The sequence below is a fragment of the Marivita sp. genome (assembly GCF_048006345.1).
Lineage (GTDB): Bacteria > Pseudomonadota > Alphaproteobacteria > Rhodobacterales > Rhodobacteraceae > Marivita.
The window spans coordinates 1,356,502-1,379,180 of record NZ_CP180351.1; the positions used below are offsets into that span (position 1 = coordinate 1,356,502).

The window sequence follows — 22,679 nt, forward strand, 5'->3', positions numbered from 1 at the left end:
GGCGTCCTTTTTGGTCTTGTTGGGCTTTGAGTACCAATCCCGATGCCGGGGAGCAAGCTGTCAGGGGCGCGGCGGCAGGATCTCGGCCCCATCGCCGAATTCGGCATTCACCCGCAGAATGGCCTGTTCGGTGATATCGACCGAATCCACGCTGAGCAGCACGACGCGCCGGTCCAGCACAGCGACGGCGCCGCTTTCTTCCATCAATCGCAGCAGAACCGGCTGCGCGGCCGTCAAAAGAGCGCGGCGGGCTTCTTCGTTGCGGGTGCCGACGGCCCGGACCTTTTCGTCCTGTTCCCGGCGCAAGCGCTGCACCTTTTCGTCGAACGCCTCGGCGCGGGCGCGAAATTCCTTGGGGGTAAGACTGTCGCGCAACTCAGTGAGTTCACGTTCCTCTGCTGTCAGCTCCGCTTCGATGCGGCGGTTCTCGGCGGCGATCTCGGCACTTTCGGCTTCGATCTCGCGTGTGATGCGCTGACCGAAGTCGCTTTGCGTGTAAAGCGCCTCTGGAGCCACGGTCAGGATCAGGCTTTGCACGACGCCCAGATTTGTCAGGCCGCCGTCCTGTTGCGCCTGCGCTGGTTGCCAGACGCAAAGAAGCGCCCCGAGGAGCGCTCCTAAAACTGTGCGGGGTCTTTGCGCCATTTAGAACTGAGTGGAAATCGTCAGATCGAACGCCTGACTTTCGTCGAACTCTTCCTTGCTGAGTGCTTCTGAGAAGTTGAAGCGCAGCGGTCCCAACGGTGTCGTCCAGAAAATGGACAGACCGACAACGTGGCGGGCGGTAAAGTCCTCGTAGAGCACATTCGAGTTGGTTTCTTCGAGGCCCCAAAGGCTGCCCACGTCATAGAATATCCCACCTGAAATCCCGTATTCCTCGGGCAGAGGCAGAGGGAATTCGGCTTCGAACCGGGCAACGGCAAAGTAGTTGCCGCCCAGCGGGTCATTCACATCTCCCGGTCCAACTTCGCGCGGACCGATCCCGCCGCCTTCGAAGCCACGCATCAGGTTCGACCCCAGCGAGAAACGGTCGGTTACGCGGGACGACCCTTCAGAATAGCTGAGCGCACCGGCCTGCAATGTCGCGCGGAGCGTCACTTCATCATTGAGGATTTTCGTCTGCGCCACGGCGCGAAGCGTGGATTCGATGTAAGTGCTGTCGCCACCGAGACCGGCGAAGTCCTGGCCGAATTCCAACAGAACCCCTGCGTTCGGATTGAGGCCGGTGCGGCGGGTGTCATAGCTGTAGCGGTAGCCGACAAAGCTGTCCCAGACTTCGCCACGGGCAGCTTCTGCCGTGATGATCTGGCCCACCAACTCGTTGAGATTGGTGATTTCGGAATAGCGTGCCCCGTAGCGGACGCTCAGTCGACCGTTTTCCGAGACCGGGAAACTGAACCCGGTCGCGAAATTCCCGATCGCGGTGTCATATTCTGCAGATGCGTTGTCGGTCTCCAGATAATCAACGCTGAACGTGTAGGCCACGTCCCTGCCAAGGAAGGACGGCTCGGTAAAGCTGAAGCTGTAGTTCGACGAATCGACGCCGGTTGTCACACCCAGAGACAGCTGCTGGCCCCGTCCGAGGAAGTTGCGTTCGCTGAAGGAGATCGTGGCACCCAGACCACCGTTGGTCGAATAGGAGCCGCCAAAACTGAGCGAGCCGGTTGGGCGCTCTTCAACGTCCACATCAATGATGACCTGCTGCGGTGTCGACCCTTCGCGGGCTTCAACCTGCGCATCTTCGAAGAAGCCAAGCGCACGGACACGTTCGGCGCTTTCGCGGATTTGCCGCGGGTTGAACGGGTCGCCTTCGACAACGCGGAACTGACGACGCACGACGCTGTCAAGCGTGGTGGTGTTGCCTTCGATGTCGATGCGTTCCACAAAAATGCGTTCGCCACGTGTGAGCAGGAACTCCACATCAAGCGTCAGGTCCCGGTCATTGCGGGTGACGCGCGGCTCGACGCGAACAAAGTTCAGACCTTCGATGATGGCCAGACGTTCAAGACGCGCGATCTCGGTTTCCACGGCTGTCGGCGAATAGGTGCGCCCCGAGCGAAGGCGGATGGCCTGCTGGAAGACATCGGCATCCACTTCCGCCAAGTCGGACGACACGGTCACTTCACCGAATTTGAACTGCTGACCTTCCTCGACGTTGAAGGTGATGAAGTATCCATCCCTCTCTTCGCTGAGTTCGGCGTTGACGTCCGTTGTGCGGAAATCGACATAGCCGCGGGACTGGTAGAAATCGCGCAAAACCTGGCGGTCAAACTCGATCCGGTCCTCGATGAAGGTATCAGAACGGATCAGAGCGCGGAAGATGCCCGCCTGTTTGGTCTCCAGTACACGGCGCAGGCGACGATCGCTAAACGCCTGATTGCCGGCAAACCCGATGCGCTCGATCTCGGACACGCCGCCTTCGAAGACTTCGAACACCAAATCGACGCGGTTGTCAGAGCGGCGGATGACCTTGGGTTGTACGCGGGCGGCGATCCGACCCTGCTGCGAATAGGCTTCGGTGATGCGGGTGGCGTCAGCCTCGGCAGTCGAAGGGCTGAAGACGCGGCGCGATTGCGATTGCACGATCGTGGCGAGCGCTTCGTCGTCCAGACGTCGGTTGCCCTCGAACGTGATGCGGTTCACCGTTGGGTATTCCACAACACGCACCACAAGCGTGTTGCCGCGCGGTTCGATCTCCACGGTCTCGAAGAGACCAGAGGCGAGAACCCGCTGGTAGCCGTCATTCAGTTCAGCTGCGGAGATGGTTTCCCCCCGCGCCACGCCGAGGAAGCTGGCGATGGTGCCCGCCTCGATCCGTTGATTTCCCTCGACCGAAATCGCGGTAAAGCGGAAGTCCTGCGCCGTCGCCATGTTGGGTGACGCGATGCCGACCCCCAGTGCAACGGACGCCGCTATGAGAAATGGACGGACCGACGATTTACGCGAAATGTGCCGCGTGACCTGCTCGCCTGTTTTTTGTGTCATTGTTGGCAACCTACTCAGACATCCCTTTTGGAACGTGAGTACCCAGATTGCCTTAGCTTGTCAAAAGCGCAGAACCCGCTTTGGTCAATAGCCGACGGGGTGTGTCATTGCTTCGATCATGAGCGTGCCGAGATAGGCGCCCAGAAACAGGGAAGCAGCGATTGCAAACACGTAAAACATCCGATCCCAGTTGATGGAGATCAGCAGGCTGAACGACCGGTAGCCGTCTTGAATCGTTTGCATGTCGCACCTCGGATGCTTTTGGTTCCACTGCAAGAAATGCCGGGGAAATGTGTCAGCATTCGGGCGCAAAATGGGACGATTTTGTGAAATCGTCCCTGTTCTGACAGGTTTTTTCGGGCCCTATGGGCAGAACAGATCGTTGTAGAGTGCGAACAGCATCAGCGACAGCAACAGGGTCAGTCCAATGGCCATCAAAACGCGCAGCGCTTTGTCGCTGGGCGGGCGCCCGGTCACAGCTTCATAGGCGTGAAACACCAGGTGACCGCCATCCAGCACGGGAATCGGAAACAGGTTCAGCAGGCCAACCGCCGTGCTGAGCACTGCAATGAACCAGATAAAGTTGGTGGTGCCCTGCGACGCCATCGACCCTGAGGTTTCAGCGATTCCAATCGGTCCGGACAGGTTGCAGGTGCCGATTGCACCGGTGATCATGTACCACAGGCCGGACAGCGACCCGTCGATGATGCGGACGGTCTGTTGAACCCCCGACACAAAGGCACTGACCGGGCCTGTCATTTCGGTGGCGGGTTCAAAGAACATGCCGCCGACGATTCCGATCCGATAATTGGTAGCGAAGGTTCCATCACGCTGCGGTTCATCCGTGCGGCGTGGGGTCATTTCCAGAACGCGGATATCGCCGTCGCGCCACACCTCGAGTGAGAGGGTCACGCCGTCCGATCCTTCGACCGCCTCGCGCAGTTGCTCGAACGCGTAGATCGGTTCCCCGTTGATAGAGACAATGATGTCACCGGCCCGGAACCCGGCATCATCAGAGGCCGAGCGTGGTATGATCTGGGTCGCCACGGGCGGATAGACATAAGGCCCCTGTACCACCAGGGTCTCGTCGCCCCGTTGCACGGTGTAGTCCAGATGCTCTTGGACCGGCAGGTCGTCGAGGAACGACTGGAAGCTGGAGGATTCGCCATATGGCGGAAGATCAACACCCTCGATGCCCAACAGGATGTCACCCACCTGAAGTTCGTTCTGCGCCGGAACCGCACGCAATTCGCCAACCTTGACTGGATCGGTGACTTCGCCCCGTAGCATGAGGATGGTCGTGAAGATGAGGATCGACAGGGCAAAGTTGAACGCCGGGCCTGCGGCGACAGTGGCCGCGCGCGCCCAAAGCGGAGCACCATTCATGGTCCGCCTGCGTTCTGCGTCTGACAGAACGGACATCGCCGCTTCGTCCTTGCCGCCAGAGGCGTTGCTGTCGCCTTTGAACTTGACGTAGCCGCCCAGTGGAAGAAGCGCGAATTGCCATTTCGTGCCGCGTTTGTCGACGCGCGAGAACAGCACCGGGCCAAAGCCGAGCGAGAACACATCGGCATCAATGCCCGACCAGCGCCCGACGATGTAATGGCCGTATTCGTGGATGGCCACGATGATCGACAGGGCGACCACGAAGGCCAGGAGGGTCCAAATCACACTACCAAACTGCGGCAGCAAAGCTGCAATATCCAAGGCTCAACCCTCTAATTCGTTCATGATTTCATCTGCCCGTACACGAGCGAGATGGTCTAGATCGATGACGTTATCAAGGGTGATGGCGGCATCAATGTGACCCGGATGGGCCGAAACTCGGGACAATACCTCTTCCACGACAACGGCAATCTGCTGAAAACCGATGCGTTTTGCGATGAACCCGTCGAGCGCACGTTCCTTGGCAGCGTTGAAACACGCCCCCGCCAAACCTCCTGTTGCCATGACCTCGCGGGCAAGGCGCAGCGCGGGCCAGCGGGTCTCGTCCGCGGGTCGGAACGTGAGTTTTCCCAGCTTGACCAGATCGAGCCTTTCGACCGGAAGCGACTTGCGGTCGGGATAGTGCAGCGCAAAGCCAATCGCGTGACGCATATCCGCAGGCCCTACATGCGCCATTAACGCGCCATCCTTGAAGCCGACCAGCGCATGGATCATCAATTCCGGATGCACCACCGCTTCAATTTTCGATGGTTCAATCTGGAAAAACTCACGTGTTTCAATCAGTTCCAGCGCCTTGTTAAACATGGAGGCACTGTCGATGGTGATCCGTTGCCCCATAGCCCAATTCGGGTGGGTCGCCGCCTGTTCGGGCGTGGCCTTGGCCAAATCTTCAATCGGCCAGTCGCGGAATGCGCCACCCGAAGCGGTGATAATGACCCGTTCCACCGCGCTCATGTCTTCGCCAATCAGCGCCTGGAACACAGCAGAATGTTCACTGTCCACCGGAAGGATCGCGGCACCATGCGCCTTGGCCGTCGCCAACATGAGTGGCCCGGCGCACACCATGCTTTCCTTGTTGGCCAGTGCAAGGCTTGTGCCTTGTTCAAGAGCCCGCAGGCCCGGTGCAAGACCGGCAGAGCCGACAATGCAGGACATGATCCAGTCGGCGGGACGGCTTGCCGCTTCAATCAAAGCGGAAGGTCCGGCGGCAGCTTCGATTCCCGTTCCGTCCAATGCAGCCTGCAGATCACCGAGCCGCGCGGGATCGGCGGTAACAGCCAGTTCGGCGTTGAAGGCGATCGCGTCACGCGCAAGCTGCGCAATGTTCTGGTCCCCCGTCAGGGCGACGACCTGATACGCATCAGGGTCCCGACCGATCAGGTCCAGAGTGTTCTGTCCGATAGAGCCCGTGGCCCCAAAGATCGTGATCCGCCTCATTGGGTCCCCGGTGGAAATCCGACAAGCTGGCCCGCGATCACGATGAACAGCGCCGCGCCCAGCATTCCGTCAAACCGATCCAGCAAACCGCCGTGACCGGGAATAAGCTTTGAGCTGTCCTTGACCCCTGCCCGACGCTTGATGGCGCTTTCGGCGATATCCCCGATCTGGCTGGCCATACTGACGGCAATGCTGACACCGATCAAACCCAACCCTGCGCTTGTCGCCCCGGCAAAGAGCACCGCGACCACAGACGATCCGGCCCAGCCGGCCACCGTACCGGACCACGTTTTCTTCGGGCTGACACGCGGCCAAAGCTTTGGCCCACCAATCAGCCGCCCTGCAAAGTAACCCGCGATGTCCGTGACCACGACCACCAACAAAAGCCAAACCATCCACGTCAGGCCAAAGTCGTCGCGCAAGGTCATCAGGCCATAACCAGCCAGCAAAATCAGTGCGGTGAACACGGCATAGGTCACACCACCCCGCTCCATCCGGCCAAGGCCCAGCATCGACGGCATCATGAGCAAAGGAAGTGCAAGCGACGCGGGGATCTCTACGGCGATCATCGACGCCAGACCTGCGGCGACGGCCAGAATGATCGGGGATTTGCTGCGCCCGGTGTCCAGCATTGTCACCAGTTCCCAGACCATCAGCCCGACGACAATTGCGATCAGGCCATGAAACCACAGACCGCCCAGCCAGACGCCAAGTGCGCCAATGCCAACCATCGCCACGGCCGAGATCAGCCGTGGGGCAAGGTCGTCCCACTTTCCTGACGTCATGCCACCACAGCGCCGAAGCGGCGTTCGCGAGTGCCGAACCCGCCAACAACCGAACGGAATTCGTCGGCGGTGAAATCCGGCCAGAGCGTGTCGATGAATTCGTATTCCGAATACGCCGACTGCCACAGCAGGAAGTTCGAGATACGTGCTTCTCCGCTTGTGCGGATCACAAGATCAGGATCGGGCAAAACGCAGGTATCCAAATACTTTGGCAGCGTTTCTTCATCCACATCGTCAGGGCTCAACCGCCCTTCTGCCACGTCACGGGCGAGCCGCTTTGTCGCGCGCGCCACTTCGTCACGGCCACCGTAGTTGATCGCGATGGTCAGGTTGACCGTCTGACAATTCGCCGTCAGCGCCTCAAGCTCGTCCATCATCGAGACAAGTTTCTTGTCGAGCCGCACCCGATCGCCGATGAAGCGGACGCAGATGTCATTCGCCTTGAGCGACTTGGCTTCACGCGTGATGTAGCGGCGGAACAGGTTCATCAGTCCGGCCACCTCGGACTGCGTGCGTTTCCAGTTCTCGGTCGAGAAGGCGAAAACGGTAAGGTAATCCACGCCAAGATCAGGGCAGGCTTCGACAATCTCGCGCACACGGCGCGCGCCCGCCTGATGCCCGAACAGGCGCGGACGGCCACGCTGGGTGGCCCAGCGACCGTTGCCATCCATGATGATCGCCACATGCCGTGGGCCGTCATCTTTCGCTGTGCGCTGAGCCATCGGGCTACGGTCCTTCCTAAGAGGTCTCAGACCTGCATGATCTCTTCCTGCTTTGTCTCCAAAGCAGCGTCGATCTTTTTGATAAAGGAATCGGTCAGTTCCTGAACTTCCGCTTCCCAGAATTTCTGGTCATCCTCGGACAGTCCATCCGACTTTGCTTTCTTGATCTGATCCATGCCGTCGCGCCGGACGTTGCGTACTGAAACGCGCGCGTGCTCGGCATATTGACCTGCCACCTTGCCAAGTTCGCGGCGGCGTTCTTCGTTCAATTCGGGAATTGGCAGCATGATGATCGTGCCATTGAGCTGCGGGTTGATGCCAAGGCCGCTTTCGCGGATCGCTTTTTCGACCTTCCCGACCAGTCCCTTGTCCCACACATTGATCGTAACCATCCGGGGTTCCGGCACGTTGACCGTCCCCACCTGGTTGATCGGGGTCATGCTGCCATACGCGTCCACCATGACCGGCTCCAGCATGGATGCGCTGGCCCGTCCGGTGCGCAGCGAGGCGAATTCCGTGCGCAGGTTCGCCATCGCACCATCCATGCGGCGCGTCAGATCGTCAGTGTCGAGAATGAAGTCATCTGCCATGAGGCCCTCAAGAGCGGTTTTTCTGCTTTGTTTTGCGTTTTATGCGACGCGTGCCCGAAAGTATAGCACCTTACGTCACTCTGGTTTATTCACCGGAAGGTCTGTGACCGATTGGTCAGGCCGCCTCGCCTGCACCGAATTTGCTGCTTCCACCATGCACCATGGTGTAGGTGCCATCCCCGGCAAGGATACCGCGGAATCCGCCCGGTTCATCCAGTGAAAAGACGATGATCGGCAGGTTGTTGTCCCGTGCCAGCGCAATGGCCGACGCATCCATCACCTTGAGGTTTTTCTGGAGCACTTCGTCATAGCTGACCGTATCGTACCGCTTGGCGTCCGAATGGGCGCGCGGGTCTTTGTCATAAATCCCATCCACCCCGTTCTTGCCCATCAGTATCGCTTCGCAGTTCATCTCGTTGGCGCGCAATGCAGCTGCGGTGTCGGTGGTGAAATAGGGGTTCCCGGTGCCGCCAGCAAAGACGCAGACGCGCTTCTTCTCAAGATGGCGGACGGCGCGGCGACGGATATAAGGCTCGGCCACTTCGTCCATGCGGATCGCGGAAATCACGCGGGTGAAGACGCCCTGCTCTTCTAGCGCGGATTGCATGGCCAGCGCGTTCATCACAGTGGCAAGCATGCCCATGTAGTCCGCCGTGGTGCGTTCCATACCCTGCGCGCTGCCTTGAAGCCCCCGGAACACGTTGCCGCCGCCGATCACCATGCAAATCTCGACACCGAGGTCGTGTACGGATTTGACCTCTTGCGCGATGCGCTGGACCGTTGGGGGGTGCAATCCGAACCCCTGATCCCCCATCAGCGCCTCGCCCGAGATCTTGAGCATCACACGTTTGTATTTCGGATGAGGGGTTTGGGTGTCCGCCATGTTGCGCTCCGTTTCAACGAGAGTCTAAGGTTGCCTGCAAACTGTCGGAAAACCGGCCTAGGGGCAAGGCGAAGTCGTCCTGTCCTGCAAACTGGCCGCAGGCGCGGCATATCTCTGAGAGGCAACAGGCGTGGCGCAACGCGTTTCAGATCGGATCGCAGCGATGGATCCGCAAAAGCCGGTACTGATTGCGGGTCCCACGGCAAGCGGCAAGTCAGAGTTGGCTTTGCGCATCGCCGAGGCGCAGGGAGGTGTTGTCGTCAATGCCGATGCGATCCAAGTCTACGCCAATTGGCGGGTTCTGACGGCACGTCCATCGCAAGCGGACGAAGCACGCGCGCAGCACGTGCTGTACGGGCATGTTGCGGGGGATGTGCCCTATTCCGTGGGTGACTGGCTGCGCGACCTCGAACATGTCCTGACCGCCGGGGCGCGTCCGATCATCGTTGGTGGGACGGGCTTGTATTTTACCGCTCTGACCGAGGGTCTGGCGCAAATCCCCGCCACACCGGACGAGATTCGGCAAACCGCGATGCAGCGGATCGATACCGAAGGCCATGCTGGGCTGGTCGACGAACTCGACCTGAAGACCCGCAATCGCATCGACACTGCCAACCCGATGCGGGTTCAGCGGGCTTGGGAGGTGCTGACCCATACCGGCAAAGGTCTCGCCGATTGGCAGGAGACGACCGCTCCGCCGCGCCTGCCGCTCAGCGCTGTCACACCATTGGTGGTGAACGCCGCGAAAGACTGGCTCACCCCACGGATCGAGGCTCGGTTCGACCGGATGCTCGAAACCGGAGCGATGGAAGAAGCACATGCCAATCGTGCAACATGGTCGCCCGACCTGCCTTCGGCCAAAGCCATCGGTGCTGCCGAATTGATGGCGGTGATCGACGGGACCATGACGCTGCAAGAGGCACGAGACAGGTCCACGATCCTCACGCGGCAATTCGCAAAACGACAACGCACGTGGTTCCGCGCCCGCATGCAGTTCTGGCAGCAGGTTGACGCAGCGGAACTCCAGTCCTGAATTTTCGTCACTGGGGTCGCCTGCAGATCAAATGTCGCAAGAAGGCAAGCCGGGTGTCGCAATCAGACACTAAAAGGTCTAGTCTGACGATTGACGGAACCTTTGGGATCAGGCGCAATGCATCAAAAAGCGCCCCATTCAAAGTACGGGATACACCCGTCGAATTCCAAAGCGCCCAATAAGAAGTATGTCACAGGGAGAAACAGATGACGCACACCACTCAGACGAAGACATTACATCCGGCGGCCAAGCTTTATGCCGAGGAATACAAGGCGGGCTTGATGGACCGTCGCGAATTCCTGACGCGCGCGACCAGCATGGGCGTCACGGCTGCGGCCGCCTATGGCATGATCGGACTTGCACAGCCCGTTCAGGCACAGACAGCCAATATCCAGCAGGGCGGCACCCTGCGCATCCAGACGCTGGTCAAAGCGATGAAAGACCCCCGCGCCTATGACTGGTCCGAGATCGGCAACCAGTCGCGCGGTTTCCTTGAATACCTCATCGAATACCAGAACGACGGTTCCTTCCGCGGCATGCTGCTTGAAAGCTGGGAGGTCAGCGAGGACGCCAAGACCTACACGCTGAATGTGCGCCCGGGCGTGACTTGGAACAACGGCGATCCATTCACAGCGGCAGATGTGGCGCGGAACATCACCGGTTGGTGCGATTCGGCCATGGAAGGCAACTCCATGTCGGCGCGCATGGGCGGGCTCATCGACTCCAACACCGGTCAGGCCCGCGACGGTGCCATCGAAGTGGTTGATGATCTGACAGTTCGTTTGAATCTCACGGCTCCGGATATCGCGATCATCGCCAACATGTCCGACTACCCCTCTGCCATCGTGCATGAGAGCTATGACGGCGGCGACGTTTATGCCAACGGCATCGGCACCGGTCCGTTCCGCCCGGTCTCCATCGAAGTGGGTGTGAAAGCGGTCATCGAACGCGCCACCGATCACACGTGGTGGGGCACCGAGGTTCTGGGTGGACCTTACCTCGACCGCATCGAATTCATCGACTACGGCACTGATCCGGCTTCTTGGCTGGCGGCGGCGGAATTGGGTGAAGTCGATCTGCTTTATGAATTGGTTGGTGACTTCATCGACATCCTCGACGCCATCGGTTGGGTGAAGACCGAAACCGTGACAGCGGCCACGCTGGTTCACCGCTTCAACCAGCAGACCGAAGTTGATGGTCGTGTGCCCTATGCGGACCGCAATGTGCGCGTCGCGCTGGCGATGATGGTCGACAACGCGGTCTGTCTTGAGCTGGGCTACAATGGTCGCGGCCAGGTGGCCGAAAACCACCATGTCTGCCCGATACACCCGGCTTATGCCGATATCGGTCCGGCACCGTTCGATCCGGCGGCAGGCAAGGCCATGCTCGACGGCACAGATTTCGCCGATTACGAGCACGAGCTGATCACGCTGGACGACGACTGGGAGCGCAACACCGGTGCTTCGGTGCGAGCGCAGATCGCGGATGCAGGTGTGAACATCAAGCACACGGTTCTGCCCGGTTCGACCTTCTGGAACGACTGGACCAAGTTCCCGTTCAGCGCGACCACCTGGAACCACCGTCCGCTCGACGTGCAGGTTCTGTCGCTGGCCTATCGCTCGGGCGAGGCCTGGAACGAGAGCGGCTACGCCAACCCGGAGTTCGACGCGCTGATGGCCGACGCTCTGTCCATCGCTGACGCCGACAAGCGGCGCGAGGTGATGGCCAAGGTGCAGCAAACCCTGCGTGATGATGGCGTGATGATCCAGCCGTTCTGGCGGTCGCTCTACAACCACCACAACGGCAATGTTGTGAACGCAGAGAAGCACCCGTCGCACGAGTTCCATCTCTACAAGTTCGGGTTCGCGGCCTGATCCATGCTCTGGCCCCGCCCTCCTGTTCGTCAGGGGGGCGGTGGCCCATGAGACCCCACGCTCTGCGCGCTCTTGCGTGGACATGATGAGGGAGACCCACCCGACATGGCTTTTTTTCTGCTCCGACGCATCGGAACGATGCTTCTGACAGCCCTTTGTTTGACGTTCATTGTTTTCTGGCTCACCAATCTTGCCCCGAACCTGGAAAAACTGGCCAAGAACCAGGGCAACGTCCGGATGACGGACGAACAGGTCGCAAGCTTTCTTCAGGATCGCGGCTACGGCCAGCCCCTGCCCCTCAAATACGCGCAATGGCTTGGCGTCGCCCCCGGTTGGGTGATCGAAGGCCGGGACGGCACGGTGCGGTCGCGCTGCAACGGTGTGCTTGAAAACGGTGTTCTGCCGGACGACGCCCGCAGCTTTTGCGGCGTTTTGCAAGGAGACTGGGGCTATTCGACCGTTTTTCAGGACGGTGTCGGGTCGATCATTGCCACGCGGCTGGGCCTGACCGGCAAGCTGATGTTTTGGGTGATGATGGTCATGGTGCCCGGCGCTTTGATCATCGGCGTGCTGGCCGGCATGCGCGAAGGCAGCCGTACAGACAGGTCGCTGTCCACCGTGTCGATCATCACAACCGCCACGCCGGAATACGTGTCGGGCGTCGTGTTCATCGCCGTCTTTGCCTCTACTGCCTTTGGTCTGCGCTGGTTCAACGGCTCGGCCACCAGCGCGATGGAGGATGCAACCTTCGAGAACTTCACCCTGCCGGTAATGACCATCGCGCTTTACGGGATGGGATACATCGCCCGCATGACCCGCGCCTCCATGGCCGAAGTGATGACGGCGCAATACATCCGCACCGCCCGTCTGAAGGGTGTCAGCTTCCCGAACATTGTCATGAAACACGCACTGCGGAACGCGCTGATCGCACCCTTTACGGTGATCATGCTGCAATTTCCATGGCTTCTGAACGGCGTGGTGATCGTCGAGACCCTGTTCAACTACAAGGGCTTCGGCTGGACGCTGGTGCAGGCCGCTGGAAACAACGACATCGAGCTTTTGCTGGGTGTGTCGGTGGTGTCGGTCTTCGTGGTGCTTATCACGCAGCTCATCTCGGATATCGGCTACGTTTACCTTAACCCACGCATCAGCGTGTCCTGAGCGGAAGGAAAAGCAGTATGGAACCGCTCAGCTGGTTAGAGATCATCACCCGGGTCGGCATACAGTTCATGCCTGTCTGGGTTGCGCTGATCGCACTTTTCACCCTGTCCATCGTCTACAAGCGCAGGCTTGGGCTTTACGGCAAACTGTTTGACAGCACCATCGGGATGATCGGCTTTGCGCTGGTGATGTTCTGGGTTTTCACAGGCATCTTCGGTGCCTTCGACCTGATCATCACGCATGACCCACTGGCGCAGGTGTCGAGCATGAAGAACAAGCCTCCCGGCACCCCGATCATGGGCGCCGAGGACGGGCAATATCCCTATTACCTTTTCGGCGGCGACAACCTTGCCCGCGACGTGTTCAGCCGCATGGTCAAAGGTGCGTGGGTTGTGGTGCAGATCGCGCCTTTGGCGACACTCTTTGCCTTCATGGTCGGGATCACGCTGGGCCTGCCTGCGGGATATTACGGCGGACGGCTTGATACGTTTCTCAGCTTTCTGGCGAACCTGATCCTCGCCTTTCCGGTGATCCTGCTGTTCTATCTGCTCGTTACACCGGAGATCGTGGATACCGGCATCCCGAATTACATGGCGATGGTTCTGTTCGTATTTCCGATCATCTTTGTCGGGGTCCTGCTCAATTCCAGGTACCGCACGCAACCAAAGGTCCGCACGCCGCTCTTGATCGGGGTGCTCGGGGTGATGGGGTGGCTTTACCTCTCGCTGATCTCTCAACCGGGTACGGCGCTCACGGTGCTGCCAGACGCGGTGGACCTTTTCAATCTGCAGGGCGGTATCCTCGTGGTGTTCGTGTCGGTGGTTTTCGTCAACTCGCCCACGGTGTTCCGTATCGTGCGCGGACTGACCATGGACATCAAAACCCGCGATTACGTGGCTGCCGCACAGACCCGGGGGGAGCGGCCATGGTACATCATGCTGTGGGAGATCCTGCCCAATGCGCGCGGGCCGCTGATCGTCGATTTCTGCCTGCGGATCGGCTACACAACGATCCTTCTGGGCACCTTGGGGTTCTTCGGACTGGGCCTGCCGCCGGAAAGCCCGGATTGGGGCACCACGATCAATGACGGGCGACGGTTGCTGCAGATTTACCTGCATCCTGCGATGGTCCCCGCCTTTGCGCTTTTGAGCATGGTGCTTGGGTTGAACTTGTTGGCCGATGGGCTGCGCGAGGAATTGTTGCGCGATTGATGATGTTAGGATTGGGGGCGCTGCCCCCAAACCCCCGAAGTATTTGTGAACCAGAGAAGCAGGGAACCTGCCCTGCCATCCCAACCGGGAGAGACAAGATGAAAGACAGCTACGACGGACCCATTCTCGAGATCGACAGCCTGTCGATTTCGTTCTTCACCCGGCTGCGGGAAATTCCGGCGGTGATGGATTTCTCGGTCCGGGTGATGCCGGGCGAAGCGGTCGGCCTTGTGGGCGAGTCGGGTTGCGGGAAGTCCACCGTTGCGCTGGGTGTCATGCAGGATCTGGGCAAGAACGGGCGCATCGTCGGCGGGTCGATCAAGTTCAAGGGCCGTGATCTGAATGCGATGAGCCAGGAAGAATTGCGCAAGATCCGCGGCTCCGAGATTGCGATGATCTACCAGGAGCCGATGGCGTCGCTGAACCCGGCGATGAAGATCGGCAGGCAGCTGATGGAAGTGCCGATGATCCATCGCGGATCGTCCGAGAAAGAAGCGTATGAGCGTGCGCTTCAGGTGGTCACGGATGTGAAACTGCCGGACCCGGCGCGCATTCTGGACGCCTATCCGCACCAGCTTTCCGGCGGCCAGCAGCAGCGTATCGTGATTGCCATGGCGCTGATGGCCGAGCCGTCGCTGCTCATCCTCGATGAGCCGACAACCGCGCTTGACGTGACGGTCGAGGCGGCGGTGGTCGAACTGGTCAAGGAACTGGGCAAGAAATACGGCACCTCGATGCTGTTCATCAGCCACAACCTTGGTCTGGTGCTGGAGACCTGCGACCGGCTCTGTGTGATGTATTCCGGCGAAGCAGTGGAGCGCGGGTCGATCAAGGACGTGTTCGACGAGATGCAGCACCCCTACACGCAGGCCCTGTTCCGGTCGATCCCCCTGCCCGGTGCCGACAAGAACGCGCGACCCCTGCGCGCGATACCCGGCAATTTTCCCCTGCCGCATGAGCGTCCCAAGGGCTGCAATTTCGGACCGCGTTGTGATTATTTCGAGGCTGGCCGCTGCGATGCGGGCGACATCAGGATGTTCGATGTTCCGGGCAATGAGCGCCACGCGACGCGCTGTCTGCGGTTTCAGGAGATCGACTGGCAGGCCCCGATGGTGGCGGGCAATACGACGCAGAAATCGGAACCGGGGCGGGTTGTTCTCAAGATGGACAACCTCAAGAAATATTACGAGGTGGCGGCAAACGCGCTTTTCGGAAAACGCGGCGACACCAAGGTGGTCAAGGCCAACGAGACCCTGAGTTTCGAGGCGCGGGAATCCGAGACATTGGCCATCGTGGGGGAATCCGGTTGCGGCAAATCCACTTTCGCCAAGGTGTTGATGGGGCTCGAGACCGCGACGGACGGGCAGATCCTGCTCGACAACCGCAACATTGAATCCACCCCGATTGAAAAACGCGACACCCAGACCATCGCCGATGTGCAGATGGTCTTTCAGAACCCCTTCGACACGCTGAACCCATCGATGACCGTGGGACGGCAGATCATCCGCGCGCTTGAGGTGTTCGGGATCGGCAACAGCGACGCCGAGCGGCGTGAGCGGATGTTGCAACTTCTGGACCTCGTGAAGCTGCCGCGCGCCTTTGCAGACCGGATGCCACGCCAGTTGTCGGGAGGACAGAAACAACGTGTCGGCATCGCCCGCGCGTTTGCCGGAAACGCGCGGATCGTGGTGGCGGACGAGCCGGTGTCGGCGCTGGATGTGTCGGTTCAGGCGGCGGTCACGGACCTGCTCATGGAGATTCAGCGCGAACAGAAGACCACGCTGCTTTTCATCAGCCATGACTTGAGCATCGTGCGCTACCTGTCTGATCGCGTTATGGTTATGTATCTTGGCCATGTGGTGGAGTTGGGCACGACCGATCAGGTCTTCGCGCCGCCTTACCACCCCTATACAGAGGCGCTGTTGTCAGCCGTTCCCATCGCGGACACACGGGTGACAAAGAAGCATATCGTGTTGGAGGGAGACATTCCTTCGGCCATGAACCCGCCGCCGGGCTGTCCGTTTCAGACGCGCTGCCGCTGGAAGTCGCAGGTGCCGGGAGGTCTGTGCGAGAAAGAGGTGCCGCCGATGCGTCAATTGGGAGAGGGGCACCAGGTGAAATGCCATCTGAGCGATGCGCAATTGGCGGCAATGGAACCAGTCATCCAGATCGCGGCTGAATAGCCAGACGATGAAGCCGCTTTTGGCGCGCCCCACAGGACTGGATCGGAGTATCGCGAAACGCAGCAGGACAGCCCCAGAGGGCTGCCACGCCTTTTCATAAGACTTAGTTCGTCAGGAAGTCCTGGGCCGTCAACACGGCGGCACCGGTCGCGTCGGTCACAGCCTGTGTATTATCGGCCAGTCCTGCATAGGTCAGCATCGCCATACCCACGACCGCAGCGGTCAGAACGACCCAATCCACGGTGACAGCGCCCGACTCGTCGGCCCGAAAGCTATTGATGAACTTAATCATACCACTCTCCATATTCCCATGCCTTGACCGCCAATGCAGCGGCTTCAGTCTTGGGTACAGTTCCACATGTTCTGACGCTGTTCTGGCGGTGGAATGGGGCAGCAGTTTGACCGGAATAGAACAGTTTTGGCACAGGTCGCCAAAGTTCCGGGCAAATGGGAGGTCGCGCAGGCCTAAATCGCGAGCATCGGAAACAACCAGCAGCAAATATCTGAATTGATTGGACTTACCGGCCCCAGATCTTTTTCACATAGTTGCGGGTCTCGCGGAATGGCGGAATGCCATTGTGCTTTTCGACCGCACCGGGTCCCGCGTTATAGGCCGCAAGAGCCAAGGGCCATTGGCCGAACTTGCGGTACTGTTCCTTGAGATACCGCGCACCCCCGTCCAGGTTCTCTGCCGGATCGTTCGGGTCAACACGCAGGTATTGCGCGGTGCCGGGCATCAGCTGTGCGAGACCGATCGCCCCTTTGTGGGAGCGGGCATTGGGGTTGAAATTGCTTTCCTGCTGCACCAGGCGCAGAAAAAGGTCCTCGGGAATGCCGTGCCGTCTGGCGGCATCACGCGCCATACCGGCATAGACGCCGGAGTACCGTCCGCGATACTGTGGAACCGGACCGTCTTCGCCGGCATCCCCCCATTTCGAGGGCGTCACAACCTTGGGCGGTTGCAACCGCACCGAGCTTTTGTACTGCTGCGCCGCGCGCGAGTCCAAAACCTTGGTTTTGCTGGAAAAGAGCGCCACACGGCTTTTGGTGGACAACACTTCTGCGCTTGCCGCGCCCGCACTCATCATTGCGGCCACACAGATCGCCGCAACAAATCTCTGTCTTGTTGTTCGCATAAAATGCTCACGCCCCACGTGGAGATTATGCAGGTGTATAGTCTGGATTTGCGTTTCACACCAGCCTTGGTTGCTCATCATTTGTTAACCACAAGGTGATGGAATGACTTCGGCGGCTTTCGCCAATAGCGGATGGCAATCTGGCAAAGCGCTGGTGTAGGGTCACACAAATGGTGCGCAGCGCCACAGATTCGAATTCAAGATGGGGGAAACATGGCCGGTTCAGTCAACAAGGTCATCATCGTCGGCAATCTCGGCCGCGATCCGGAAGTGCGCACGTTCCAAAACGGCGGCAAGGTCTGCAACCTGCGGATTGCCACGTCAGAGACCTGGAAGGACCGCAACACCGGGGAACGCAAGGAACGGACCGAATGGCACAGCGTCGCCATCTTCTCCGAACCGCTGGCCCGCATTGCGGAGCAGTATCTCAAGAAAGGCTCCAAGGTGTATATCGAGGGGCAACTGGAAACGCGCAAATGGCAGGACCAGTCCGGTCAGGACCGCTACACCACGGAAGTCGTGTTGCGCCCCTATCGCGGTGAACTCACCCTGCTCGACGGCCGCGATGGCGGCGGTGGTGGCGGCTATGGTGGCGGCAGCAGCAGCGGCGGCGGCGATTATGGCGGCGACTACGGCGGTGGCTATGGGGGCGATTATGGCGGCGGCTCAAGCGGTGGTGGCGGTGGCCCTGCCCGCGCACCGGCCCGCGACATCGACGACGAAATCCCGTTCTGACCAAAAGCGCCCCGAGGGGCGCTTTTTTCATCGTTCGGACAGCGCGTCCTGCAACAGGTGCAGCACCGTGTCAGCCGGCACCTCCGAGGTGACAAACGCCTGACCGATCCCGCGCGCGAGGATAAAGCGCAGCTGGCCGTCGATCACCTTTTTGTCCTGCCCCATGAGATCAAGCAGCGCCTGCGCATCGGGCAAGTTCCCGTCGATATCCGCAAGCGTGACCTTCATCCCCATCGTGCTGAGCATTTCGCGCACACGGCTCGGCTCTTCCTGCGAACACAGGCCAAGGCGGGAGGACAGCTCGAATGCGAGGGCACAGCCGATTGCCACGCCCTCCCCGTGCAGCAACCTGTCGGAATAGCCGGTGGCGGCTTCGAACGCGTGGCAGAACGTGTGCCCAAGGTTCAAAAGCGCGCGGTCGCCCTGTTCGGTCTCGTCGCGCACCACGATCTCGGCCTTCATTTCGACCGACCGCTTGACGGCGTAGGCCAGCGCTTCGGGATCACGGGCCGCGATGCGGGCGGCGTTCTGATCCTGCCAGTCAAAGAACGCGGCGTCGCCAAGAAGGCCGTATTTGACCACCTCGCCATAGCCTGCAAGGAAATCGCGCTTGGGCAGCGTGTTGAGCACGGATATATCCGCCAGAACCAGCGCGGGCTGGTGAAACGCTCCGATCAGGTTCTTGCCCTGAGGTGCGTTGATCCCGGTCTTGCCACCCACGGAACTGTCGACCTGCGCCAGAAGTGAGGTCGGAATTTGCACGAACCGGACCCCCCGGCGCAGCACGGCCGCAGCGAACCCGACCAGATCCCCGATCACGCCGCCGCCCAGGGCCACAACAACGTCCCGGCGTTCGACCTTCTGTTCCAGCAGCCATTCCACCGTGCGCTCGAACTGTGGCCAGCCCTTGGTGCTTTCGCCTGCGGGCAAGGTCAGGCTGACCGAGGCGATCCCTTCGGCGGCCAGCGCCGTTTCGAGTGCTTTGAGGTGCAAGTCCGCGACATGCGCATCGGTTACAATCGCAACACGGGGCCTTTTGAGCAGCGGTGTAATCTCGACGCCCGCGCGGGCCAAAGATCCGCCCCGATCCGTACATCATAGGCACGACCCTCAAGCGGGACATGGACCGTTTCAATCACTCCAGAACCTCCAGCACGTCAGGGCGCGTTTTCAGAGCGTCGATCACCCGCAACGCCATATCGTCAATCGACAAGCCTTGTTCGGACTTCACACGCAGGTCCGCCAAGGCATAGACAGGAACGCGTTCCTCATAGATCCGCTTGAGCGTGCCGAACGGGTCAGACCCCCGCAACAGCGGCCTTGTGTCCTTGTGGCGCACGCGCTGCCACAAGACGTCCAGATCGGCATTGAGCCAGACCGCGACACCCTTTTTCGAGATGATCTCGCGGTTTTCCTCAGCCATGTAAGCGCCACCGCCGGTCGACAGAACACCCTTTTCCCGCTCAATCAGTCGCGAGATGACCTGTCTTTCCTTCACCCGAAAGAACGGCTCTCCGTCGCGGGCGAAAATCTCGGGGATGGTCATGTTCGCGGCTTTCTCGATTTCGGCATCCGAATCAAGAAACGGGGCGTGCAACATGGTGGCAAGAGCTTTGCCAACGGCCGTTTTACCAGCGCCCATCATGCCGACAAGAACCACAGTTTTCTTCAGTCTTGCCTGCATTGCCCCGGACAGACCCCTTGTAACTCGGCCAAGTGCCGCCAATTTTTTGACATCCGCCGTTGAATGACGTGATCTTGTGCAAAAGGCCAGTTATAACTTGGAAAAAATAATCGAGGCAGGGCAAGGGTCGTCATGGGACGTATCATAAAGTGGCTGATCTATCTGATCATCATCGGCGCAGTCGCGCTGGTGGCTTATGCCTATGTGGGGCCGTATTTCGGCGCGGATTTTTCACCGCCGCAGACGGAAGTCAGACAACCTGTGACGCTGGATGCAGATTAAGCCAAGTCTCCTGATCCTGGCCTGCACAGCATGGCCCGCCTTCGCGCAGCAACAGCCGCAAGAACAGCCTTTGTCTGCCATCGACTGGCTTGCCGTGCCACAGAATGCAGCTCCAGTCGTTGTGGCCCCCGAAGCGAACCCGGTTGCCCAAAGCGCCACCGTTCCCGAAGTCGAGGTTCAGTCGCTTGATGCACCGGGCGTCGGCGGGGTCGGCCTTCTGCCGGGGTCGGTCACGGGTTTGCCGCCAAGTCTTTGGCTAGGCAGCTCCGAAGCCGACCTGATCGCGGCACTGGACCTTTTGCAGATTCGCCGTCCAAGCGTACCCGCGCTGACCGGGCTGTTGCACATTCTCATGCTGGCGGAAGCCGAACCACCATCCAGTGCGACGGGCGATGCGTTTCTGAACGCACGGGTGAACCTGCTCTACCGGCACGGGTTGGTGCCCCCGGCCGAAGCGCTGATGGAGCGGGTGGGTGTTCTCACGCCGCAGCTTTTTGACCTTGCCTTCGATCTGGCGCTCCTGACGGGAACGGACGAAGCGCTGTGTGCCGTTTTATCGGACGCGCCCAATCTCAGCACCGATCTGCCGACCCGGATCTGGTGCGCCACCCGCAGCGGCGACTATTCGCATGCGATCACCATTTATCAAACGGGCGTCGCATTGGGCCAATTGTCCGATCTCGACACCGAATTGCTACTGCGGTTCCTCGATCCCGAATACGCCGAAGACGCAGAGCCCATGCCGCCGCCCGTGCGCCCGACGCCTCTGCAATTCAGACTGTTCGAAGCAATCGGAGAAGCGCTGCCGACCACGCCCCTGCCCTTGTCCTTTGCCGTGGTGGAACTGTCCGGCGATTCCGGCTGGCGCGCCCAATTGCAGGCAGCGGAACGATTGGCCCGCGCGGGCGCGATTGATGGAAACCAGCTCTTGGGCGTCTATACGGCGCAAAAGCCTGCTGCGTCGGGAGGCATCTGGGACCGTGTCGATGCGCTGCAACGGTTCGAAACCGCGCTGACCCGCGGCACGCCCGACGCTGTGTCCTCGGCGCTTGAACAGGTTTGGCCGCAAATGAGGGCTGCTGGTCTTCTGGTGCCGTTCTCCAACCTCTTTGCATTGCGGCTTCAGGGACTGTCCCTGTCGGAGCGGGCTGAAACGATCGCCGCGACGGCCGGGCTGCTGTCGGATGGCTACGAGTTGGTCGCGCAAGACCTTGTCGCCAGCCCGGACCCGAACCTCGCGTTCCTTGCGTCCCTCGCGCGGGGCCAGAAGCCGACACGCCTCCCCGCAGACGTGCCCCACGCGGCGGCACTGGCCGAGGCATGGTCGGACACGGCACAAGCGCCTGGTGAACTCGCCGGATTGCCCGGGCAAAACCGCCTCGGCGAAGCGCTACTGAGCGCCATCCGAAACTTTGATGCCGGTGCCAGTGGCAATGACACGGAGCTGACCGAAGCTTTGCGTGCCTTGCGGGCCTTCGGGCTTGAAGACACCGCCCGCCGCGCGGCCCTGCAACTTGCCATCCTCGACATGGAAGGCGCGCGGCGATGAGCGACCGCCACTGGATTGCAGCCTTTCTCGATGCGCAGGCCGCAGAACGGGGTGCTGCGACGAACACCCAATTGGCCTATGCGCGGGATCTGGCGGATTTCACCGACTGGCTGTCTGGCCGAGGATCGTCGCTGACCGCCGCGCAGAAGGTGGATGTGGAAGACTACCTGGTGCATTGCGACGCGCAGGGGCTGGCGAAATCTACCCGCGCCCGACGGCTATCGGCGATCAAGCAACTCTACCGTTTTTGTTTTGAAGAGGGGTTTCGCGCCGACAACCCTGCTGTGCAAATCAGTGGACCGGGGCGCGACAAACGCCTGCCCAAAACGCTGTCCACAGAAGAGGTCGACCGCCTGCTCGAGGCCGCCGCCGCACATGGCCGCAGCCCGTCCGAACGCGAACGCAACACCTGCCTGATGCAACTTCTCTACGCGACAGGGATGCGGGTCAGCGAACTGGTCACCCTGCCCCTGTCGTCTGCCAAGGGCGACCCGAGGATGCTGCTGATCCGTGGCAAAGGCGGAAAGGAACGGATGGTGCCGCTGTCGCCCCCTGCCCGCGCGGCGCTGCGCGACTGGTTGAAAACGCGCGAGACGATGGAAGAGGACGCACGGGCGAATGGCAAAGCTGCCTCGACCTTCCTTTTCCCGTCGCGTGGCCAGTCCGGCCACCTGACGCGCCACGCCTTTTATGTGCTGATCAAGGATCTCGCCGTCGAAGGGGGCGTCTCACCCGCCAAAGTCACGCCCCACACGCTCCGCCATGCCTTTGCGACACATCTTCTGGCCAACGGGGCCGACCTGCGGGCGATCCAGACCTTTCTGGGGCATGCAGATGTCTCCACCACCGAGATTTACACCCATGTTCTGGAAGAACGTCTGAAAGAGCTGGTGCTGGATCACCACCCCATGGCCCGCGACTGACCCACAGCCCTTGAACGCGCGCGCCGCTGACCCCATAACCCTGTCAAGTTTTCATAACGT

Annotated in this window: 21 protein-coding genes and 1 pseudogene; 9 read left to right on the forward strand and 13 right to left on the reverse strand. The window is 60.4% G+C overall.

Annotated features, from left to right (window positions below; translation table 11 throughout):
• Positions 1 to 60: 60 nt before the first annotated feature.
• The 9 genes from ACMVPR_RS06710 to pyrH all read right to left on the reverse strand — a co-directional run bounded on the left by ACMVPR_RS06710 (position 61) and on the right by pyrH (position 8,848).
• Positions 61 to 645 (reverse strand): OmpH family outer membrane protein, encoded by a 585-nt coding sequence (locus ACMVPR_RS06710; RefSeq protein ID WP_416882219.1) that lies wholly within the window; start codon positions 643 to 645, stop codon positions 61 to 63.
• Entirely contained in the window at positions 646 to 2,985 is a 2,340-nt protein-coding gene (gene bamA, locus ACMVPR_RS06715) for an outer membrane protein assembly factor BamA (RefSeq protein WP_416882220.1), read from the reverse strand.
• Between the two features lie 84 nt (positions 2,986 to 3,069).
• Entirely contained in the window at positions 3,070 to 3,228 is a 159-nt protein-coding gene (locus tag ACMVPR_RS06720; RefSeq protein ID WP_292270357.1) for a hypothetical protein, read from the reverse strand.
• Between the two features lie 120 nt (positions 3,229 to 3,348).
• The gene (rseP, locus tag ACMVPR_RS06725) at positions 3,349 to 4,692 is read right to left on the reverse strand and encodes an RIP metalloprotease RseP (protein WP_416882221.1); all 1,344 of its coding nucleotides are present in this window, start codon (positions 4,690 to 4,692) and stop codon (positions 3,349 to 3,351) included.
• Between the two features lie 3 nt (positions 4,693 to 4,695).
• Entirely contained in the window at positions 4,696 to 5,868 is a 1,173-nt protein-coding gene (dxr, locus tag ACMVPR_RS06730; protein WP_416882222.1) for a 1-deoxy-D-xylulose-5-phosphate reductoisomerase, read from the reverse strand.
• A complete protein-coding gene (locus tag ACMVPR_RS06735; RefSeq protein WP_300588875.1) occupies positions 5,865 to 6,653 on the reverse strand; it encodes a phosphatidate cytidylyltransferase in 789 nt (262 codons plus the stop codon). Before ACMVPR_RS06735 ends, dxr begins: the two co-directional genes overlap by 4 nt.
• Positions 6,650 to 7,375 carry an isoprenyl transferase gene (locus tag ACMVPR_RS06740; protein WP_300588877.1) on the reverse strand — a complete coding sequence of 242 codons (726 nt, stop codon included), beginning with the start codon at positions 7,373 to 7,375 and terminating at the stop codon, positions 6,650 to 6,652. Before ACMVPR_RS06740 ends, ACMVPR_RS06735 begins: the two co-directional genes overlap by 4 nt.
• 26 nt (positions 7,376 to 7,401) lie before the next feature.
• A complete protein-coding gene (frr, locus tag ACMVPR_RS06745; RefSeq protein ID WP_300588879.1) occupies positions 7,402 to 7,965 on the reverse strand; it encodes a ribosome recycling factor in 564 nt (187 codons plus the stop codon).
• A gap of 115 nt (positions 7,966 to 8,080) precedes the next feature.
• Positions 8,081 to 8,848, reverse strand: a complete 768-nt coding sequence (gene pyrH / locus ACMVPR_RS06750; protein WP_300588881.1) for a UMP kinase — start codon at positions 8,846 to 8,848, stop codon at positions 8,081 to 8,083.
• Between the two features lie 163 nt (positions 8,849 to 9,011).
• On the opposite strand from pyrH, the gene miaA reads away from it, so the two are divergent.
• The 5 genes from miaA (at position 9,012) to ACMVPR_RS06775 (ending at position 16,310) form a co-directional block, all read left to right on the forward strand.
• The gene (gene miaA, locus ACMVPR_RS06755; protein ID WP_416884628.1) at positions 9,012 to 9,881 is read left to right on the forward strand and encodes a tRNA (adenosine(37)-N6)-dimethylallyltransferase MiaA; all 870 of its coding nucleotides are present in this window, start codon (positions 9,012 to 9,014) and stop codon (positions 9,879 to 9,881) included.
• Positions 9,882 to 10,087: 206 nt separating this feature from the next.
• Positions 10,088 to 11,755 carry an ABC transporter substrate-binding protein gene (locus ACMVPR_RS06760; protein ID WP_416882223.1) on the forward strand — a complete coding sequence of 556 codons (1,668 nt, stop codon included), beginning with the start codon at positions 10,088 to 10,090 and terminating at the stop codon, positions 11,753 to 11,755.
• A gap of 105 nt (positions 11,756 to 11,860) precedes the next feature.
• Positions 11,861 to 12,916 carry an ABC transporter permease gene (locus ACMVPR_RS06765; RefSeq protein WP_416882224.1) on the forward strand — a complete coding sequence of 352 codons (1,056 nt, stop codon included), beginning with the start codon at positions 11,861 to 11,863 and terminating at the stop codon, positions 12,914 to 12,916.
• Positions 12,917 to 12,933: 17 nt separating this feature from the next.
• On the forward strand, positions 12,934 to 14,127 hold the full coding sequence (locus tag ACMVPR_RS06770) for an ABC transporter permease (protein ID WP_416882225.1): 1,194 nt from the start codon (positions 12,934 to 12,936) through the stop codon (positions 14,125 to 14,127).
• 98 nt (positions 14,128 to 14,225) lie between these two features.
• Entirely contained in the window at positions 14,226 to 16,310 is a 2,085-nt protein-coding gene (locus tag ACMVPR_RS06775) for an ABC transporter ATP-binding protein (protein WP_300588889.1), read from the forward strand.
• 103 nt (positions 16,311 to 16,413) lie between these two features.
• Here ACMVPR_RS06775 and ACMVPR_RS06780 read toward each other — a convergent pair whose 3' ends face one another.
• On the reverse strand, positions 16,414 to 16,602 hold the full coding sequence (locus ACMVPR_RS06780) for a hypothetical protein (protein ID WP_300588891.1): 189 nt from the start codon (positions 16,600 to 16,602) through the stop codon (positions 16,414 to 16,416).
• 226 nt (positions 16,603 to 16,828) lie between these two features.
• On the reverse strand, positions 16,829 to 17,446 hold the full coding sequence (locus ACMVPR_RS06785; protein WP_416882226.1) for a lytic transglycosylase domain-containing protein: 618 nt from the start codon (positions 17,444 to 17,446) through the stop codon (positions 16,829 to 16,831).
• 213 nt (positions 17,447 to 17,659) lie between these two features.
• On the opposite strand from ACMVPR_RS06785, the gene ssb reads away from it, so the two are divergent.
• Positions 17,660 to 18,181 (forward strand): single-stranded DNA-binding protein, encoded by a 522-nt coding sequence (gene ssb, locus ACMVPR_RS06790; protein ID WP_416882227.1) that lies wholly within the window; start codon positions 17,660 to 17,662, stop codon positions 18,179 to 18,181.
• Positions 18,182 to 18,208: 27 nt separating this feature from the next.
• Here ssb and aroB read toward each other — a convergent pair.
• Positions 18,209 to 19,320 (reverse strand): annotated as a pseudogene (gene aroB, locus ACMVPR_RS06795) (3-dehydroquinate synthase).
• Positions 19,317 to 19,865 carry a shikimate kinase gene (locus ACMVPR_RS06800; RefSeq protein WP_416882228.1) on the reverse strand — a complete coding sequence of 183 codons (549 nt, stop codon included), beginning with the start codon at positions 19,863 to 19,865 and terminating at the stop codon, positions 19,317 to 19,319. Before ACMVPR_RS06800 ends, aroB begins: the two are co-directional and overlap by 4 nt.
• Before the next feature lie 132 nt (positions 19,866 to 19,997).
• Between ACMVPR_RS06800 and ACMVPR_RS06805 the strand changes: the two genes are divergently transcribed.
• From ACMVPR_RS06805 to ACMVPR_RS06815, 3 genes are read left to right on the forward strand one after another with little or no spacing between them, the layout of a single operon-like run.
• Positions 19,998 to 20,147 carry a hypothetical protein gene (locus ACMVPR_RS06805; RefSeq protein ID WP_292269244.1) on the forward strand — a complete coding sequence of 50 codons (150 nt, stop codon included), beginning with the start codon at positions 19,998 to 20,000 and terminating at the stop codon, positions 20,145 to 20,147.
• Positions 20,137 to 21,696, forward strand: coding sequence for a hypothetical protein (locus ACMVPR_RS06810; protein ID WP_416882229.1), 1,560 nt, complete (start codon positions 20,137 to 20,139; stop codon positions 21,694 to 21,696). Before ACMVPR_RS06805 ends, ACMVPR_RS06810 begins: the two co-directional genes overlap by 11 nt.
• Positions 21,693 to 22,619: a site-specific tyrosine recombinase XerD gene (locus ACMVPR_RS06815; RefSeq protein ID WP_416882230.1), complete on the forward strand. Its 927-nt coding sequence runs from the start codon at positions 21,693 to 21,695 to the stop codon at positions 22,617 to 22,619. Before ACMVPR_RS06810 ends, ACMVPR_RS06815 begins: the two co-directional genes overlap by 4 nt.
• The last annotated feature ends 60 nt before the right edge of the window (positions 22,620 to 22,679 follow it).

Excerpts from the sequence above, each read along its gene's own strand:
- ACMVPR_RS06710 (WP_416882219.1), bottom strand. The coding sequence starts at position 645 with ATGGCGCAAAGACCCCGCACAGTTTTAGGAGCGCTCCTCGGGGCGCTT.
- ACMVPR_RS06735 (WP_300588875.1), bottom strand. The coding sequence starts at position 6,653 with ATGACGTCAGGAAAGTGGGACGACCTTGCCCCACGGCTGATCTCGGCC.
- ACMVPR_RS06780 (WP_300588891.1), bottom strand. The coding sequence starts at position 16,602 with ATGATTAAGTTCATCAATAGCTTTCGGGCCGACGAGTCGGGCGCTGTC.
- miaA (WP_416884628.1), top strand. The coding sequence starts at position 9,012 with ATGGATCCGCAAAAGCCGGTACTGATTGCGGGTCCCACGGCAAGCGGC.
- ACMVPR_RS06760 (WP_416882223.1), top strand. The coding sequence starts at position 10,088 with ATGACGCACACCACTCAGACGAAGACATTACATCCGGCGGCCAAGCTT.
- ACMVPR_RS06815 (WP_416882230.1), top strand. The coding sequence starts at position 21,693 with ATGAGCGACCGCCACTGGATTGCAGCCTTTCTCGATGCGCAGGCCGCA.
- ACMVPR_RS06765 (WP_416882224.1), top strand. The coding sequence starts at position 11,861 with ATGGCTTTTTTTCTGCTCCGACGCATCGGAACGATGCTTCTGACAGCC.
- ACMVPR_RS06805 (WP_292269244.1), top strand. The coding sequence starts at position 19,998 with ATGGGACGTATCATAAAGTGGCTGATCTATCTGATCATCATCGGCGCA.
- bamA (WP_416882220.1), bottom strand. The coding sequence starts at position 2,985 with ATGACACAAAAAACAGGCGAGCAGGTCACGCGGCACATTTCGCGTAAA.
- ACMVPR_RS06800 (WP_416882228.1), bottom strand. The coding sequence starts at position 19,865 with ATGCAGGCAAGACTGAAGAAAACTGTGGTTCTTGTCGGCATGATGGGC.
- pyrH (WP_300588881.1), bottom strand. The coding sequence starts at position 8,848 with ATGGCGGACACCCAAACCCCTCATCCGAAATACAAACGTGTGATGCTC.
- frr (WP_300588879.1), bottom strand. The coding sequence starts at position 7,965 with ATGGCAGATGACTTCATTCTCGACACTGACGATCTGACGCGCCGCATG.
- ACMVPR_RS06720 (WP_292270357.1), bottom strand. The coding sequence starts at position 3,228 with ATGCAAACGATTCAAGACGGCTACCGGTCGTTCAGCCTGCTGATCTCC.
- ACMVPR_RS06785 (WP_416882226.1), bottom strand. The coding sequence starts at position 17,446 with ATGCGAACAACAAGACAGAGATTTGTTGCGGCGATCTGTGTGGCCGCA.
- ssb (WP_416882227.1), top strand. The coding sequence starts at position 17,660 with ATGGCCGGTTCAGTCAACAAGGTCATCATCGTCGGCAATCTCGGCCGC.
- ACMVPR_RS06775 (WP_300588889.1), top strand. The coding sequence starts at position 14,226 with ATGAAAGACAGCTACGACGGACCCATTCTCGAGATCGACAGCCTGTCG.
- ACMVPR_RS06770 (WP_416882225.1), top strand. The coding sequence starts at position 12,934 with ATGGAACCGCTCAGCTGGTTAGAGATCATCACCCGGGTCGGCATACAG.
- ACMVPR_RS06740 (WP_300588877.1), bottom strand. The coding sequence starts at position 7,375 with ATGGCTCAGCGCACAGCGAAAGATGACGGCCCACGGCATGTGGCGATC.
- dxr (WP_416882222.1), bottom strand. The coding sequence starts at position 5,868 with ATGAGGCGGATCACGATCTTTGGGGCCACGGGCTCTATCGGACAGAAC.
- ACMVPR_RS06810 (WP_416882229.1), top strand. The coding sequence starts at position 20,137 with ATGCAGATTAAGCCAAGTCTCCTGATCCTGGCCTGCACAGCATGGCCC.